General features: G+C 31.6%; 13 protein-coding genes. 12 read left to right on the plus strand and 1 reads right to left on the minus strand.

Features of this window, described 5'->3' with window-relative positions; translation table 11 throughout:
* Positions 1-104 precede the first annotated feature (104 nt).
* The 8 genes from ACX6CF_RS01290 to ACX6CF_RS01325 all read left to right on the plus strand — a co-directional run bounded on the left by ACX6CF_RS01290 (position 105) and on the right by ACX6CF_RS01325 (position 7685).
* Positions 105-1478 (plus strand): nickel-dependent hydrogenase large subunit, encoded by a 1374-nt coding sequence (locus ACX6CF_RS01290; protein ID WP_458783482.1) that lies wholly within the window; start codon positions 105-107, stop codon positions 1476-1478.
* A complete protein-coding gene (locus ACX6CF_RS01295; protein ID WP_458783483.1) occupies positions 1478-1939 on the plus strand; it encodes a hydrogenase maturation protease in 462 nt (153 codons plus the stop codon). The genes ACX6CF_RS01290 and ACX6CF_RS01295 overlap by 1 nt, the downstream gene beginning before the upstream one ends.
* On the plus strand, positions 1932-2183 hold the full coding sequence (locus ACX6CF_RS01300) for a hypothetical protein (RefSeq protein WP_458783484.1): 252 nt from the start codon (positions 1932-1934) through the stop codon (positions 2181-2183). The genes ACX6CF_RS01295 and ACX6CF_RS01300 overlap by 8 nt, the downstream gene beginning before the upstream one ends.
* Positions 2184-4469, plus strand: a complete 2286-nt coding sequence (gene hypF / locus ACX6CF_RS01305; protein WP_458783485.1) for a carbamoyltransferase HypF — start codon at positions 2184-2186, stop codon at positions 4467-4469. It abuts the gene before it with no gap.
* Positions 4441-4671, plus strand: coding sequence for a HypC/HybG/HupF family hydrogenase formation chaperone (locus ACX6CF_RS01310; RefSeq protein WP_458783486.1), 231 nt, complete (start codon positions 4441-4443; stop codon positions 4669-4671). Before hypF ends, ACX6CF_RS01310 begins: the two co-directional genes overlap by 29 nt.
* Positions 4664-5737, plus strand: a complete 1074-nt coding sequence (gene hypD / locus ACX6CF_RS01315) for a hydrogenase formation protein HypD (protein WP_458783487.1) — start codon at positions 4664-4666, stop codon at positions 5735-5737. Before ACX6CF_RS01310 ends, hypD begins: the two co-directional genes overlap by 8 nt.
* A gap of 1 nt (position 5738) precedes the next feature.
* The gene (gene hypE / locus ACX6CF_RS01320) at positions 5739-6740 is read left to right on the plus strand and encodes a hydrogenase expression/formation protein HypE (protein WP_458783488.1); all 1002 of its coding nucleotides are present in this window, start codon (positions 5739-5741) and stop codon (positions 6738-6740) included.
* Positions 6741-6836: 96 nt separating this feature from the next.
* Entirely contained in the window at positions 6837-7685 is an 849-nt protein-coding gene (locus ACX6CF_RS01325) for a patatin-like phospholipase family protein (protein WP_458783489.1), read from the plus strand.
* A 534-nt stretch (positions 7686-8219) separates the two neighbouring features.
* On the opposite strand, the gene ACX6CF_RS01330 is transcribed toward ACX6CF_RS01325, so the two are convergent.
* A complete protein-coding gene (locus ACX6CF_RS01330) occupies positions 8220-9623 on the minus strand; it encodes a sulfatase-like hydrolase/transferase (protein ID WP_458783490.1) in 1404 nt (467 codons plus the stop codon).
* A gap of 347 nt (positions 9624-9970) precedes the next feature.
* Here ACX6CF_RS01330 and ACX6CF_RS01335 point away from each other — a divergent pair, with 347 nt between their 5' ends.
* The 4 genes from ACX6CF_RS01335 (at position 9971) to ACX6CF_RS01350 (ending at position 15174) form a co-directional block, all read left to right on the plus strand.
* Entirely contained in the window at positions 9971-10648 is a 678-nt protein-coding gene (locus ACX6CF_RS01335) for a FadR/GntR family transcriptional regulator (RefSeq protein ID WP_458783491.1), read from the plus strand.
* A 344-nt stretch (positions 10649-10992) separates the two neighbouring features.
* Positions 10993-12717: a dihydroxy-acid dehydratase gene (gene ilvD / locus ACX6CF_RS01340; RefSeq protein WP_458783492.1), complete on the plus strand. Its 1725-nt coding sequence runs from the start codon at positions 10993-10995 to the stop codon at positions 12715-12717.
* A 50-nt stretch (positions 12718-12767) separates the two neighbouring features.
* Complete coding sequence (locus tag ACX6CF_RS01345) at positions 12768-14135, plus strand: GntP family permease (RefSeq protein WP_458783493.1); 1368 nt, start codon at positions 12768-12770, stop codon at positions 14133-14135.
* A gap of 166 nt (positions 14136-14301) precedes the next feature.
* The gene (locus tag ACX6CF_RS01350; RefSeq protein ID WP_458783494.1) at positions 14302-15174 is read left to right on the plus strand and encodes an AraC family transcriptional regulator; all 873 of its coding nucleotides are present in this window, start codon (positions 14302-14304) and stop codon (positions 15172-15174) included.
* The last annotated feature ends 75 nt before the right edge of the window (positions 15175-15249 follow it).

The following is a 15249-nucleotide window of genomic DNA, read 5'->3' on the forward strand; positions in this document are numbered from 1 at the left end:
TAATAACTTGTACATGTATTGAATATATATAGTTAAAGAGTTGTAATTAATACATTGAAATAAATATAGATCAAGATATTGATAAAAATGAGGTGAGAATAATAATGAATAAGAAAATAATCATTAATCCAGTTACAAGGATTAGTGGGTTTTTAGAAATTCAAGTTGAAATAGCTAATAACAAGATTATTAATGCGATGAGTAGTGGTATGTTATTTAGAGGATTCGAAAAGATGCTTCAGGGAAGGTCGCCCTTAGACGCGGTTTATTTTACTGAGAGGATATGCGGAATATGTTCTACTGCTCATAGTATGGCTTCAAGTCTTGCATTAGAAGAGGCACTTGATATAACCGTAGATGATAATGATAAAATGATTAGAGATTTTATGCATGGATGTGAATTTTTGCAGAATCATATAAGACACATATATCAATATACATTTCCTGACTTTGTAAAAGGACCGGACATCAACCCTGTATATGTTGTATCTCATAATAATTTTAAATTACCTGTCAAAGTGAATAATGAAATAGCTGGACATTATCTGACTTCTATGAGATATAGTAGGTTAGCCCATGAGATGTTAGCAGTATTAGGTGGAAAAGCTCCCCATAATCATGGTATTTTTGTTGGTGGAACTACTGGTAATATGGATATATCAAAATATATGAAAGTAAAATCTATTTTACAAGAAATAAAAGATTTTGTTGTTGATATCATGATAGAAGATGTAGAAACTATTGGTTACTATTATCCAGAATGTTTCCATCAAGGAATTGGGTATAAAAATCTGATGACTTATGGATGTTTTGATACTTACAAAGAAAAAGACAGAACTTATGTATTTCCAAAAGTATGGATCAATGGAAGAGAGGAAGAATTCAGACCAGAAAATATCACAGAAAATATATATTATTCATGGTATGAAAATGGAGAACCCAATCGTATGAAATCAGATGCCTATTCTTTTATAAAAGCTCCGAGATATAAAGGTTTGCCTATGGAAGTAGGTCCTTTAGCAAGGATGTGGTTAGGGGGATATTATAGAAGGGGAATATCATTAATGGATAGAACCATAGCAAGAGCATTAGAGGCTAAAAAGATTATAGAGATAATGGAATCACTATTGGAAGGAATTAAATTGAAGGATAGTCAACAAAAAATATATGATATCCCACAAAAAGCAAATGGAAAAGGGCTGATTGATACAACAAGAGGTGCATTAGGTCATTGGATTCTAATAGAAGATGAGAAAATTAAAAGATATACAATTATAACACCATCTGGCTGGAATCTATCTCCAAGGGATGAGAAAGGAATAAGAGGCACTATAGAAAATGCACTGATAGGAACTGAAATTGAAGATATAGATTATCCAGTAGAGATTGGAAGAATTGTAAGATCTTTTGATCCATGTGTATCTTGTGCAACACATGTAAGAGGTCAATATAATGCAGTGGAGATGAGGATAGTATAATGAATGTAAAAATAATCGCAATTGGCAATCCTATTATGATGGATGATGGAATTGGTATTTCTGTGGTAGATGAACTACAAGATTGGTTAACTAGTAAGGACATAGATATCATCATAGGTGAAACTGATATGGACTATAGTATGGATTATATAGAAGACGGGGATTTTATTATAATAATTGATGCTACTTATCTAGATTATAAGCCTGGTCATGTAACGATTTGTCCTATCCGTGAACTAGATGATGATTATAGAGGTGGGTACTCTCAGCATGAAATGAGTATATTAAAAGGTTTAACATTATATGATAGGAAAGTTGAAGGATATTTCATTGGAATAGAAATAGGTAAAATTGAATATGGTTATGAATTAAGTGATATATTACTTTCGAGATTTCAGAGTATATGTAATGATGTCAAGAAAGAAATTGATAAAATAATGAGGGGGAGTATTAATGCATGATACATTTTTATTCAAGAAGATTGGAGATTATCTAAAAGAATTATGTGAACAACAGAATATCAATAAATTAACTAAACTAAACGTTGTGGTTAATGATGATAGTCATGTAACGGAAGACACTTTATTGGAAGAGCTAAAAATGAATATAGGTGATTATATTTCAGACAATATAAAAATATGTGTAGAGCACAAACAAATTGAAGCGTTGACAGCGATTATATACAAAGTAGAGGGTGAAAAATAGTTGCAAGGTTATAAGATACATATTATGGGTATAGTTCAAGGAGTTGGATTTCGACCTTTTGTCTACAAAAAAGCACTTAAAAACAATCTAAAAGGTTGGGTTAATAATTGTGAATCAGCAGTAGTTATTTTTATAGAAGGAGAAAAAAATCATATAAAACTCTTTTTAAAAGAAATTATTAATAATTCACCTCCAATAGCACATATTGAAAAAATAAGAATAACTTCATACAGAGTTAAAGGCTACAAGGATTTTAGGATACTTCCTAGTACCAATATGAATTCAGCCATAACCTTTTTATCTCCTGATATAGCTACTTGTGATGAATGTATGAAGGAAGTGCTTAATCCTAAATCAATCAGATATAGGTATCCTTTTACGAATTGTACTCAATGCGGTCCTCGTTATTCTATAATTAGAGAATTGCCTTATGATAGAAAAAGCACCACTATGTCAGCGTTTCCTATGTGTTCAGATTGCAAAACAGAATATGATGATCCTAATAATAGAAGATTCCATACTCAACCCAATTGTTGCAAGGACTGTGGTCCAAGTGTCACATTTTTAGATTCAAATAATAATGAAATAAGCAGTGATGATCCAATACAATCTGCTGTTTCTATGATAAAACAGGGTAAAATAGTTGGAATAAAAGGATTGGGAGGATTTCACTTATGCTGTGATGCAGTTGATGAAAATATTATAAACACTCTTAGAGTCAGAAAGAAAAGACTTAACAAACCCTTCGCCATCATGGCTAAAAATCTACAAGCAGCTAGAAAGATTGCTCATATAAGTGCTGAAGAGGAACAAATTCTAACAGGTAAACAACGACCTATAGTGTTACTGAAAAAAAGATTATCTGATATACTCCCAGAAAATATCGCACCAAATCAAAAATGCATAGGAATAATGCTACCATATACACCATTGCATCATCTTCTATTTAATGACTCACTAGAATATATAGTTATGACAAGTGGTAATCTTAATGGACAGCCTCTAACTTATAAAAATGAAGAAGCTATAAAATCCTTAGGAAATGTATGTGATTATTTTCTAACTCATAATAGAGAAATTCATATGCCTATAGATGATTCTGTTGTAAAAGTGGTAGAAGACAAATTAATGGTAATAAGACTTGCAAGAGGATACGCTCCTTATCATGTGAAAATGAATAGTAAAAATGAGATGTTAGCAGTAGGAGGACAACAAAAAAGTACGGTGTGTCTTCTGAAAAATAGTTACGCTGTAATGAGTAATTATATAGGTGATTTGGGTGATTGTGATACTTATGAAAGATTTCAGCAAACTATAGAAAATCTTTTGAAGATATACAAAGCAACTCCTAAGATGTTGATTCATGATTTGCATCCAGCATATGACTCAACAAAATATGCCCATGAACAGTCAGGAATACAAAAAGGTGTACAGCATCATTACGCACATATGTTAAGTTGTATGATAGAACATGATATAAATAAAAAGGTTATTGGAGTAATCTATGATGGGACAGGACTTGGTGATGATGGAGCTATATGGGGAGGAGAATTCTTCGTAGGTGATAGAAAAAACTATAAACGGGTTGCACATCTGAAATATGTAACATTACAAGGTGGAGATATTACTGTAAAAGAACCTTGGCGTAGTGGAGTGGGTTTTCTAAGTAGTATAGGAGTTGAACCTGAATTATATATAAAAGGGGTTAAGAAAGATGCAATAAAATTACTCACCCAAGCTCTAAAATCAAATTTTAACTGTTTTCAATCATCTAGTATGGGACGTTTTTTTGATGGGATTTCTTCACTTATTGGACTATGTAATCACAATATCTACGATGGAGAAGCCGCCATAATGCTAGAAAATAATATAGCTCCTGATGTTACCAAATTATATGACTATGTTATAGAAAGTCTTAACAATAAATGGTTGATAGATTATGAAAAAATAGTTATAGGGATTATTAATGATTTGGAACAAGGAATAAGTAGAGATATCATAAGCAGTAAATTTCATAATACAATTATTGATTTTACAGTAAAAATGGTAGAAGAGTTACATAGAATATTAGGAATTAAGGATGTTGTTTTAAGTGGAGGAGTTTTCCAGAACACATATTTATTGAGTGGAATATATAAAAAATTGAAGGGATCAGGTTTTAATACATATTTTAATGAAATAGTACCCATTAATGATGGGGGTGTGTCACTTGGGCAGATAGCAGTAGGAAATGCGATGTTAGAGGAGGAGAGTCAAAATGTGTTTAGCGATTCCTGCACAGATTAAATCCATAGAGGGAGCTTATGGTGAGGCGATGTATTTGGGTGTTGTTCAAAGGGTAAATATTGAACTTATAGAATCTCCCAGCGCGGGCGATTACATTTTGATACATGCTGGTTTTGCTATTGAAAAGATTGACGAAGATGGTTATGTTGAATTAGAGAGAATAATGCGATGTCTTCTAGAAGAATGTGATAGTTATGAATGAAAAACTATTGATTGCTAAGATGGTACAAGAAATAAATGGTTCTGTAGATAAGGATATTGTGATTATGGAAGTCTGTGGAACACATACCCAGAGTATTGCAAAATATGGTATATGGGATATGCTTTCCCCTAATATAAAATTGGTTTCAGGACCAGGCTGTCCTGTATGTGTTACTGATAAGAAATATATAGATATGGCTGTATCTTTATCACAAAAGGAAGATGTAATAATTGCTACTTTCGGGGATTTGATGAAGGTAACAGGAACCATCTCTTGTTTATCAGAGGAAAAATCAACAGGAAAAGATATTAGGATTATTTATTCTCCTATCCATAGTATTCAATTAGCTAAGGAATTTCCTAATAAGAAAGTTGTTTTTCTAGCTGTAGGGTTCGAAACAACAGCTCCTTTGATCGGGAAAATCATTATGATGGCAAGAGAACAAAATATCAGTAACCTTTTTTTCCTAACCAGTCTGAAATTGATGAAACCAATATTAATAGAGATTCTAAATGATAAGTCTAACTGCATAGATGGGATTATATGTCCAGGTCATGTTGCTACGATAAAGGGTTCAACATATTTTTCATTTATTACTAATGATTATAATATAAAATCTGTAGTAAGTGGATTCGAACCTTTAGATATAATCAGTGGAATATATTTAATAATGCAACAGTGCAAGGGTAATGTATATGGCCATAATAGAAACTTATATAAAAGATGTGTGAAAGAAAAAGGAAATCATATAGCTAATAAAATCTTAGAAGAAGTTTTTGACCATAAAGACGGGAATTGGAGAGGAATTGGAATGATTTCAAATTCTGCCATGATAATAAATAATGAATATGAAGACTTTGATGCTGAAAAAAATTTTTACTTTAATGATTTACCTGAGATTAAAGAAGATAAGTGTATATGTAGAGATATTCTCCTAGGCAAGAAGATTCCTGTGTCTTGTAAGCTGTTTGGGAACCAATGTACACCACAGCATCCTGTAGGAGCTTGCATGGTTTCATCAGAAGGAACTTGTGGTATTTATTATAGATATAGAAAAGAGGGATAATTTGTGTAAAACTATTCAACTTCATCATGGAGATGGAGGAATTCATACTGATAAGTTGATTAAAGAAGTCTTTTATAGATATTTTCAGAATCCCATATTGTTAAAAGGAAGAGATGCAGCTATTTTGGATGTTGATAAAGGAAGATTGGCTTACACAACAGATAGTTTTGTTGTGAACCCTCTTTTTTTTGAGGGTGGAAATATCGGAACTCTAGCAGCTTGTGGAACAATCAATGATTTAACAGTATCTGGAGCAAATCCGTTATATCTAAGTACAGGCTTTATAATTGAGGAAGGGTTTTTGATGGATGAACTAGAACAGATTGTTTGTTCAATGCAGGAGGTTTGCAGTAAGTCCAATACATTAATTGTGACTGGCGATACCAAAGTTGTTGATAAAGGAAGTATAGATGGTATTTTCATTAATACATCTGGCGTAGGAAGTATATATGATAATTATCATCCTGATTCAATTAGAGTAGGTGATGAGATAATCATTACTGGGGGTATTGGTGAACATGGAACTGCTATAGCAGTTGAGCGATATGAACTTAATGTTCAAGGGAAAATTAAAAGTGATTGTGATTCATTGTACAATATACTGATAGGAATAAAAGAATTCTTACCACATATAAAAGTTATGAAAGATCCAACAAGAGGGGGGATGGCTACTAGTCTTAATGAGATATCAGAAGAACAAGGCATAGGAATTTTATTAGAAGAAGATAACATCCTTATATCTGATGAAGTAAAAGGAGTGACAGAAATATTAGGGCTGGATCCTTATTATCTAACTTGTGAAGGCAGAATGATATTAATTGTTGAAGAAGGTTATGGAGATAAGATTACAGAGATAATCAGCAAAGAGGATAATGGAAAAGATGCAAGATTAATTGGAAGAGTAGTCGATTATGCAAAAGGAAAAGTTTGTGTAAGAACATCCATAGGTGGAAAGAGAAGATTATATGCGTTAAGTAATAGCATGTTGCCTAGGATATGTTGAATAATTGAAAAAATATATGTTTTGTATTATAATTATAGCCGTGTTTTATAACTTGAAAATAATTATATATGTAATAATAAGGCGGTGGATTAAGTAATGTATCAAGCAACATTAGTGTTAGAGGGTGGCGCTACTAGAGGCGTGTATACAGCAGGTATTTTGGATTATTTTATGGAACAAGAATTAGAGATGTCCAATATATTAGGAGTTTCAGCAGGTTCATGTAATTGTGTGGATTATATTTCGGGACAAATCGGAAGATCTAAGGATTGTATGATTATTACTAAAAAGGAAAATGTCTACTATGGTATTAGGAAGCTTGTGGAGAAAGGCAAATTGATAGATATGGATTTATTATTTGATGATTTTGCTAACAAGGTATTTCCCTTTGATTATGATTCTTTTTTAAATTCTGATGCTACATGTGAAATAGTTGCTACTAATTGCATAAATGGAAAAGCAGAATATATGAGACCTCAGAAAAAAGAGGAGCTAATGTCAATATGTAGAGCATCAAGTAGTGTGCCTATGATTGCACCTATGGTATGGATTAATGATATTCCGTATTTTGATGGGGGTATAGCTGATTCTGTACCTATAGATAGAGCAATGCAACTGGGAAATGAAAAGATTGTAGTTATTTTAACAAGGAACAAAGGATATCGTAAAAAAGTACCTTCAAAAACTATGATAAGGTTATGCAAACGTAAATATGCTGCTTATCCAGGATTGATATCTGCTTTGGAGAATAGATATAAAGTATATAACAAAACAATGGATTATATTGATGAACTTGAGAAAAAAGGAGATATTTTTGTTATGCGACCAACTCTTCCTCCAGTTTCAAGATTTGAAAAAAGCGTGGAAAAGCTTAATGAATTTTACAATCATGGTTATGAGGATGGGAAAAAGCAATATTCTTCTGTATTAGAATACATAAAGTAAATCGTTATATTATCAAAAAAAACATAACAAGAAATTATAAAAAATTTTTAAATCCTAAAAATATTAAAATTAATTGATATTTAAGTTCATCGTGATTTAATAGTTAAAGTAGCTAAAATTAAGAAATTGTCAAATTAATACTTATTTACTAACATTTTAACTTGCAATTTCGAAGAAAATATAATATAATAGTGCTTACAATTTTCAACACAAACCAGCCTTATACTAGTCTTATCTTAAAAGATAAGGGGTCGCTCCCAAAGAAATTTTCTAGTGGGTCAAGCGAATAGGAATATGGTATCTTCTAAGTGGCTATCTGCATGACGGAAATCGTAGCAGACCTAAGAGATAAAATTAACTATTCGTTATGGTTGCTTATTATGTTAAATAACTTTAGATAAATAGTATGTTAAGAGTATAAAGCACTCCTGTAGTACATTGAAGTACTACGGAGTGCTATTTTTTTGTTGGATTTTATAATTATTTTTTATTTTTTGGTATATAATAAGCGATAATGCTAATAAAATTGGTACTTTAATTATTCAACTGTTCATATTTTTTCCAATATGATTCTACAGATTCATGACTTGAATCATCATTCCAATTATCTCTATACTTAAATAGTTCATTACGAAGTTTAGTTACTATGTCTTTATAGTTTTTGTCATAATATAGATTATTCATTTCTAATGGGTCATCTATTAAATCAAAGAGTTGAGTATCATTAGAGTTTTCACTGACGTATTCTATAAGTTTGTATCTCTCGTCTTTCACACTTCTTATTGTATCTGTATATGCAAAATATAGATTTTCTCTTGTTTTGTGATTTTCATTTAATATAGATTTCAATAAACTTTTACCTTCTACTGAATAAGGTATATCAATACCTGTTAAATCACATAACGTAGGATATATATCAAGTAAATAAGCATAAGAATCTCTTCTTTCATTCTGAGGTATTAATGGACCTGAGAATATTAGAGGAACCCGTATGCTATGTTCGTAACAGTTTTGTTTTCCCATTAATCCATGTTGCCCTAGAGCAAGACCATTATCTCCTGTAAATACTATGATTGTGTTATCATATTGACCTGTTTCTTCAAGAGCAGTAATTACTCTACCCATTTCATTATCAAGATGACTTATCATACCATAATATTCTGCAATATGCTGTTTAATGGCTTTTTCAGTACGTGGATAAGGTGTCAAGATTTCATCTCTTATACCCTTGATACCATAATCAATAGGATGTTCTTGTAAGAAATTACCTGGTAGTGATATTTTTTCTACATCATACATATTCAAATATTCTTCAGGCATAGTCCTCGGGTCATGAGGTGCCATGAAAGCAATGTATAAGAAAAACGGGTCATCACTATTATAATTGCGTAGGAAATCTATAGATGCATCGCAAAATATTTCACTAGAATGTTTACCTGATTCAACATGATCACCTATGGAAATACGTGTTTCATTTGTAGTCATGAAATTGTAAGTTCTTTTTAGTCTGCTCCCATATACGCCTTTTGGGTCAAAATGATTAAGAGGAACGTTCCAATGGTCGTCCATTCCACCAAAGAAAATGTTATCACCACATGAAAAACTTCGTGCATAAGACTTAACTCCATTATGCCATTTACCTGTTCCAAATGTTTGGTATCCTTGGGTTTGTAGGTGTTCACCTAATGTAATATGATTTTCAGGTATGTTTTGACCTTCTTTTTCTAGGTGGAAAAGAGTTCTTCCTGTATGTATCATAGCTCGACTTGGCATACATACAGCTCCGCTAGTTCCACAAGGTATATGAGCCTGAGTAAAAGTAACTCCGTCGTTTACTAATTTATCAATGTTAGGGGTATGTATTTCCTTATTACCCAAAGCAGAAATAGTATCGAATCGTTGGTCATCAGTTAAGAAAAATAATATGTTCGGTTTCATAATAATCCTCTCCTTATATGTTTTTAGTAAAAGCTAAATGATATGTGTATATGATCTAATTAGTTTTATTTTAGCAATTTATTTGGGTTAGATAAATATCAAAAGGGATGATTAGAATGTAAAAAAAGGACATCTTGGTTAATAGGATGTTTTAGAAATATTATCTGAACATACTATTAGATAATTATCAACATAGAAAAAAGGACTGTATTAAAGACATTTTAATATGATATAATATAAGATGTATATTAATAACAATTAATCGAAGATAATATAAAGTAAGAATATGCTCTAAGCATAACTAAAATTTCTTAGAGTATTTCAAGTGGACAAGAGAGGAAATTGTAATGAAAGAAAGAGCCAGTGATATTGTTTTTAAAACTATAAAAGAAAATATTATTAGCGGAAAATGGGTTTCTGGTACTAAAATAATGTCAGAAACACAACTAGCTAGTGAATTAAATGTTAGCAGGATATCAGTAAGAGAAGCTATAGAGAAATTAGCTGCTTTAAATATACTAAGCAAAAAGCAGGGTGGAGGAACATATGTTAACGATTTGCAGCCCTCAATATATTTCAATTCCCTTATACCCATGCTTACACTTGATAGAGATAACTATATGGAAATATTAGAATTCAGACTCATTTTTGAAACACAAAGTATGGGATTATGTGTCAAGAGATGTACTGATGATAAAATAAAAGATATGGAAGAATGCTATAATAGAATGGTTGAATATGAGCATGACGAAGATAGATTTACAGATGAAGACCTTAAGTTTCATATGCTTATTGTAGAAGGCGCCAATAATTCTATATTAAAAAAAGTAAGTGAAGTCTTGGGAGAGATATTACGATATCACCAAAAAAAATTGTATAAGGAATTAGGACCTGGTGGGGGTATAAAAGAGCATAAAAAAATGCTTGAAGCCATAAAAGATAGAGATGAAGAAGTAGCCATGATCTATATGAGAAGACATATAGAAAGAACTATAGAGGATATTAAAAACAATAAAATTGATTAAAGAGATATTAAAGATTATTATAGGAGTGGACAGCATATGATAAATTATATTATATGCTGTTTTTTTAGTAGAATCATTTTTAATTCTAGCTGTGCTTTATATTCCTATGAAATAACTAAATGATGAAAAACACAAGTTGTAATACAATTACGAGAACGGCGATTGGTTGATTTGTATTACAATTTGATGCATATTTTACCAAAAAAGGGGATTGACAGAAAAAAATGCATGTATTATAATGAACTTGTAATACGAATTGTGCAACATGTACAATTGTTTGAGTTTAAATTTATATCATACAATAAAAACATAATTAAAGTTGTAATACAACTGGAGGAGCTAAAATGTTAAAGAGTCAAGAATTAAGATCCATTGCACCAGAATTAGATTCTCTTAGAATTGGTTCTGGATGGAAAGTTGAAGAGTTAGAAAAACCACAGATTTTTGTACAAAGTAGTTATGGTCACAGTCACCCAGGAAGTGCACACCTAGATAAATTGGTGAAAGGCGTATGTGAAGGTGTCTATGAAGAAGGTGGACGTCCAGCAAAATATTTTGTAACAGATATGTGTGATGGAGAAGCACAAGGTCACGATGGAATGAATTATTCATTAGCATCTAGAGAAATGATTGCTAATATGATAGAAATACAATATGAAGCCACACCATTTGATGCAGGTGTATTTATTGCAAGTTGTGATAAGTCGGTACCAGCACATTTGATGGCTATTGCAAGACTAGATGTACCAGCTGTAATATTACCAGGTGGAGTAATGAAAGCAGGTCCAGATACACTTACATTAGAACAGATTGGTACTTATAGTGCGATGTATCAGAGAAATGAAATCTCAGAAGAGAAATATACTTATTATAAGCATAATGCATGTCCAAGTTGTGGTGCATGTTCTTTTATGGGAACAGCGTGTACAATGCAGATAATGGCGGAATCATTAGGCTTAGCATTACCAGGTACATCATTAATTCCAGCAGTAGGAGAAGAAATAAAAGAAGTATCAGTAAGAGCAGGAAAACATGCATTGAAATTAGCCAAGTCAGGTATTAAACCATCTAGTATATTAACTAGAAAAGCATTTGAAAATGCAATCATAATGCATGCAGCAATAGCTGGTTCTACTAATACATTACTTCATATTCCTGCTATAGCACATGAAGTTGGAATAGAAATTGCACCAGAATTATTTGACGAAATTCATAAAAAAGTACCTTATATATTAAATATAAGACCAAGTGGATTTTATCCCGGAGAATATTTCTGGTATGCAGGTGGAGTACCAGCAGTAATGGAACAAATTAAAGAATACTTACATCTAGATGTTATGACTGTAACAGGTAAAACTCTTGGTGAAAACTTAGAAGAATTGAAACAAAACGGATATTATGAGAAATGTCATAAATACTTGAAGGAACTTGACATTAAACCTGAGGATATCATCAAAAATAAAGAAAATCCAATACAAACTCAAGGTGCAATTGCTATATTAAAAGGTAACTTAGCACCAGAAGGAGCAGTAGTAAAACATTCTGCAATATCAAAGAAATTAATGCAGGTTGTTCTAAAAGCAAGACCATTTGATAGTGAAGAAGAAGCTATCAAGGCGGTTCTAACAAAAGAAGTGAAACCAGGTGAAGCTGTATTCATTAGATATGAAGGACCAAAGGGTACTGGAATGCCAGAAATGTTCTATACAACAGAAGCGATTGCATCAGATGAAGAATTAGTTGAATCCATAGCTCTAATAACTGATGGTAGATATTCAGGAGCCACAAGAGGGCCAGCTATAGGACATGTTTCACCTGAAGCTTCAGAAGGTGGACCAATAGCACTAGTAGAAAAAGATGATTTAATCAAGATAGATATTCCAAATAGAAGTTTAAGTATAATAGGAGTAAATGGAGTAGAAAAATCTGAAGAAGAGATGACAGAAATCTTAAAGATAAGAAAAGAAAAATGGCAAAAGCCAGCACCAAAATATACAAAAGGAGCCCTAGGAGCATATACAGCACTTGCTGTATCACCAATGAAGGGTGGATATATGGAATATAAATAATTACAAGATTATCTATAAGGTAGTACAGATTAAAACAATAGGAGGACATAATGATGACAAATACAACTATGTTGATTTTAATTACTATAGCAGCAATTGTGTTATTATTGGTTTTGGTACTTAAATTTAAAATTCAGGCTTTTATAGCACTTCTTATTACTAGTATGTTTGTTGGAATTGCTACAGGCATGCCTTTGGGTGATGTTATATCAAGTATACAAAACGGTATGGGAAGTACGCTAGGATTTGTTGCAACGGTTGTTGGATTAGGAGCGATTTTCGGACAGATATTAGAATCATCTGGAGGAGCTGAAGCTCTAGCACAAACAATGATTAAAAAGTTTGGTAAAGAAAAAGCGAATTGGGCTTTAGTTATAACAGGTTTCTTTGTAGCTATTCCAGTTTTCTTTGATGTTGGATTCATAATTCTTGTACCAATAGTATATGCATTAGCAAAGGATACTAAAAAATCAGTTCTATTTTATGGTATACCATTATTAGCTGGTCTAGCTGTAACACATACTTTTATACCACCAACTCCAGGACCAGTAGCAGTGGCAGAAATCGTTGGAGCAGATCTAGGATGGGTTATACTATTTGGTTTTATAATTGGAATACCTACAGCAATTATAGCTGGACCAATATTTGGTAAATACATAGGGAAAAAAATTAATATTGCACCACCAGAATTTGTTAATGAAGCTGATAATAAATCTAGAGTCAATGATAATAATTTACCTTCATTTGGACTTATAGTAAGTATAATAGGTGTACCACTTGTACTGATTTTATTAAATACCCTTACAGATGTATTAGTTAAAAAACAAGTAATTACCGAAGGGTTCTTAGTTGAATTATTAAAATTCTTAGGACATCCATTCGTAGCGTTGACAATAGCGACTCTTTTAGCATTATATCTTTTGGGAGTCAAAAGAGGGTTCTCCAAAAATGAATTATTAAATCTAAGTAGTAAAGCTTTAGCGCCAGCGGGTCTAATTATTTTAGTTACAGGTGCTGGTGGAGTATTTAAACAAATGCTTATAGATAGTGGTGTAGGAAATATGATGGCTGAGTCAATAGCAAAATCAAGTCTTCCACCTATCGTTTTAGCGTACATATTAGCAGTAGTAGTAAGAATTACACAAGGGTCAGCAACAGTTTCCATGATAACAGCGGCTGGTATAATGGCACCAGTTCTTACAGTATTTAATCTTGGGGCTCCAGATAGGGCATTAATAGTTCTTTCAATTGCTTCAGGAGCAACAATATTATCTCATGTAAATGATAGTGGATTCTGGTTAGTTGGTAAGTACTTTGGAATGAATGAAGCACAAACATTAAAATCATGGACCATGATGGAAACCATTATATCTGTTTGTGGATTCGTCGGGGCAGTTGTGATAAGTTTATTTGTATAGATTGATTTGGAAATAATCATATAGGAAATATTGTTTTGATAGATGATAGGATATGTAAAATATTGTATCATCTATTTTTTTTTATAAATTCCAAATGTTATTGCATATATTTCATTTCAAAATGTTGATTATAAATGTATAATAGATATCAAAAGGGATGAGTCATATGTTAAAAAAGGATATAATCACTAATAACCCCATTGAAAATATTAAAAGTATGTTTAGCCAGGTACCTTATAAGTACCATTTTAGAATACATACGATTTATAATATTGATAGAGTACCTTTAACGTGGAAGATTGAAGAGAGTAGGAGAAATAAAGATTTTCATATAATATTTATTAAAGGTGGTAATGGATATTATTATCTTGATAATAAGGAAGAACAATTAAAGAGGGGTAAGGTTATGTTTGTTAGTAATGACTTTCCACATAGTGCATTACCTGATAAAACTAATTTACCTTCTATTATGCCTATTAGATTCGGATTATATGATAACAAAACTTCATGTCAAAGAGAAAATTACTTCTCAAGTCCTTTTTCATATGCCTTTCATGCTAATGATATAATTAAGTACCAGAAATTATTTGAGAAATTATATCAGATAGCTAATGGTGATAATGAGTTAACTAATGAGATGTGCAATAGTATAATAACGCAAATATTTTATGAATTGGTTAATGATTATGAATGTGATAAGGATTATATAAAAGATAGTAGGATAGAAAATGTTAAAATATGTATAGATGAAAATCCCAGTCGAATGTTCACCATTGATGATTTGGCTAAATTGGCTAATCTATCAAAGAAACAATTTACAAGGCTTTTTATTGTACAATATAAAATATCACCTTATCAGTATATAATCAAATCAAAAATAAGATATGCAACATTTTTATTGGAGGAAACAAAAATGAGTGTGAAAGAGATATCTAATTATCTAGGTTATCCTAACCAGTATTCATTTTCAAAGCAGTTCAAGAAATGTACAGGTTATGCACCTTCTATATGGGCTAAAGGGGAAATAATAAAAGTTTAAGTAGGTTTGTACTTTTTTTAATTTGACAAATCAATCACTTATAGATAAAATCAGTGGATAGAATAACTATCGAGG

This window comes from Vallitalea sediminicola (assembly GCF_054408565.1).

Bases quoted from the DNA above. Each gene is read 5' to 3' on its own strand.
- ACX6CF_RS01290 (WP_458783482.1), top strand. From the start codon at position 105: ATGAATAAGAAAATAATCATTAATCCAGTTACAAGGATTAGTGGGTTT.
- ACX6CF_RS01295 (WP_458783483.1), top strand. From the start codon at position 1,478: ATGAATGTAAAAATAATCGCAATTGGCAATCCTATTATGATGGATGAT.
- ACX6CF_RS01300 (WP_458783484.1), top strand. From the start codon at position 1,932: ATGCATGATACATTTTTATTCAAGAAGATTGGAGATTATCTAAAAGAA.
- ACX6CF_RS01310 (WP_458783486.1), top strand. From the start codon at position 4,441: ATGTGTTTAGCGATTCCTGCACAGATTAAATCCATAGAGGGAGCTTAT.
- hypD (WP_458783487.1), top strand. From the start codon at position 4,664: ATGAATGAAAAACTATTGATTGCTAAGATGGTACAAGAAATAAATGGT.
- ACX6CF_RS01325 (WP_458783489.1), top strand. From the start codon at position 6,837: ATGTATCAAGCAACATTAGTGTTAGAGGGTGGCGCTACTAGAGGCGTG.
- ACX6CF_RS01330 (WP_458783490.1), bottom strand. From the start codon at position 9,623: ATGAAACCGAACATATTATTTTTCTTAACTGATGACCAACGATTCGAT.
- ACX6CF_RS01335 (WP_458783491.1), top strand. From the start codon at position 9,971: ATGAAAGAAAGAGCCAGTGATATTGTTTTTAAAACTATAAAAGAAAAT.
- ilvD (WP_458783492.1), top strand. From the start codon at position 10,993: ATGTTAAAGAGTCAAGAATTAAGATCCATTGCACCAGAATTAGATTCT.
- ACX6CF_RS01345 (WP_458783493.1), top strand. From the start codon at position 12,768: ATGATGACAAATACAACTATGTTGATTTTAATTACTATAGCAGCAATT.
- ACX6CF_RS01350 (WP_458783494.1), top strand. From the start codon at position 14,302: ATGTTAAAAAAGGATATAATCACTAATAACCCCATTGAAAATATTAAA.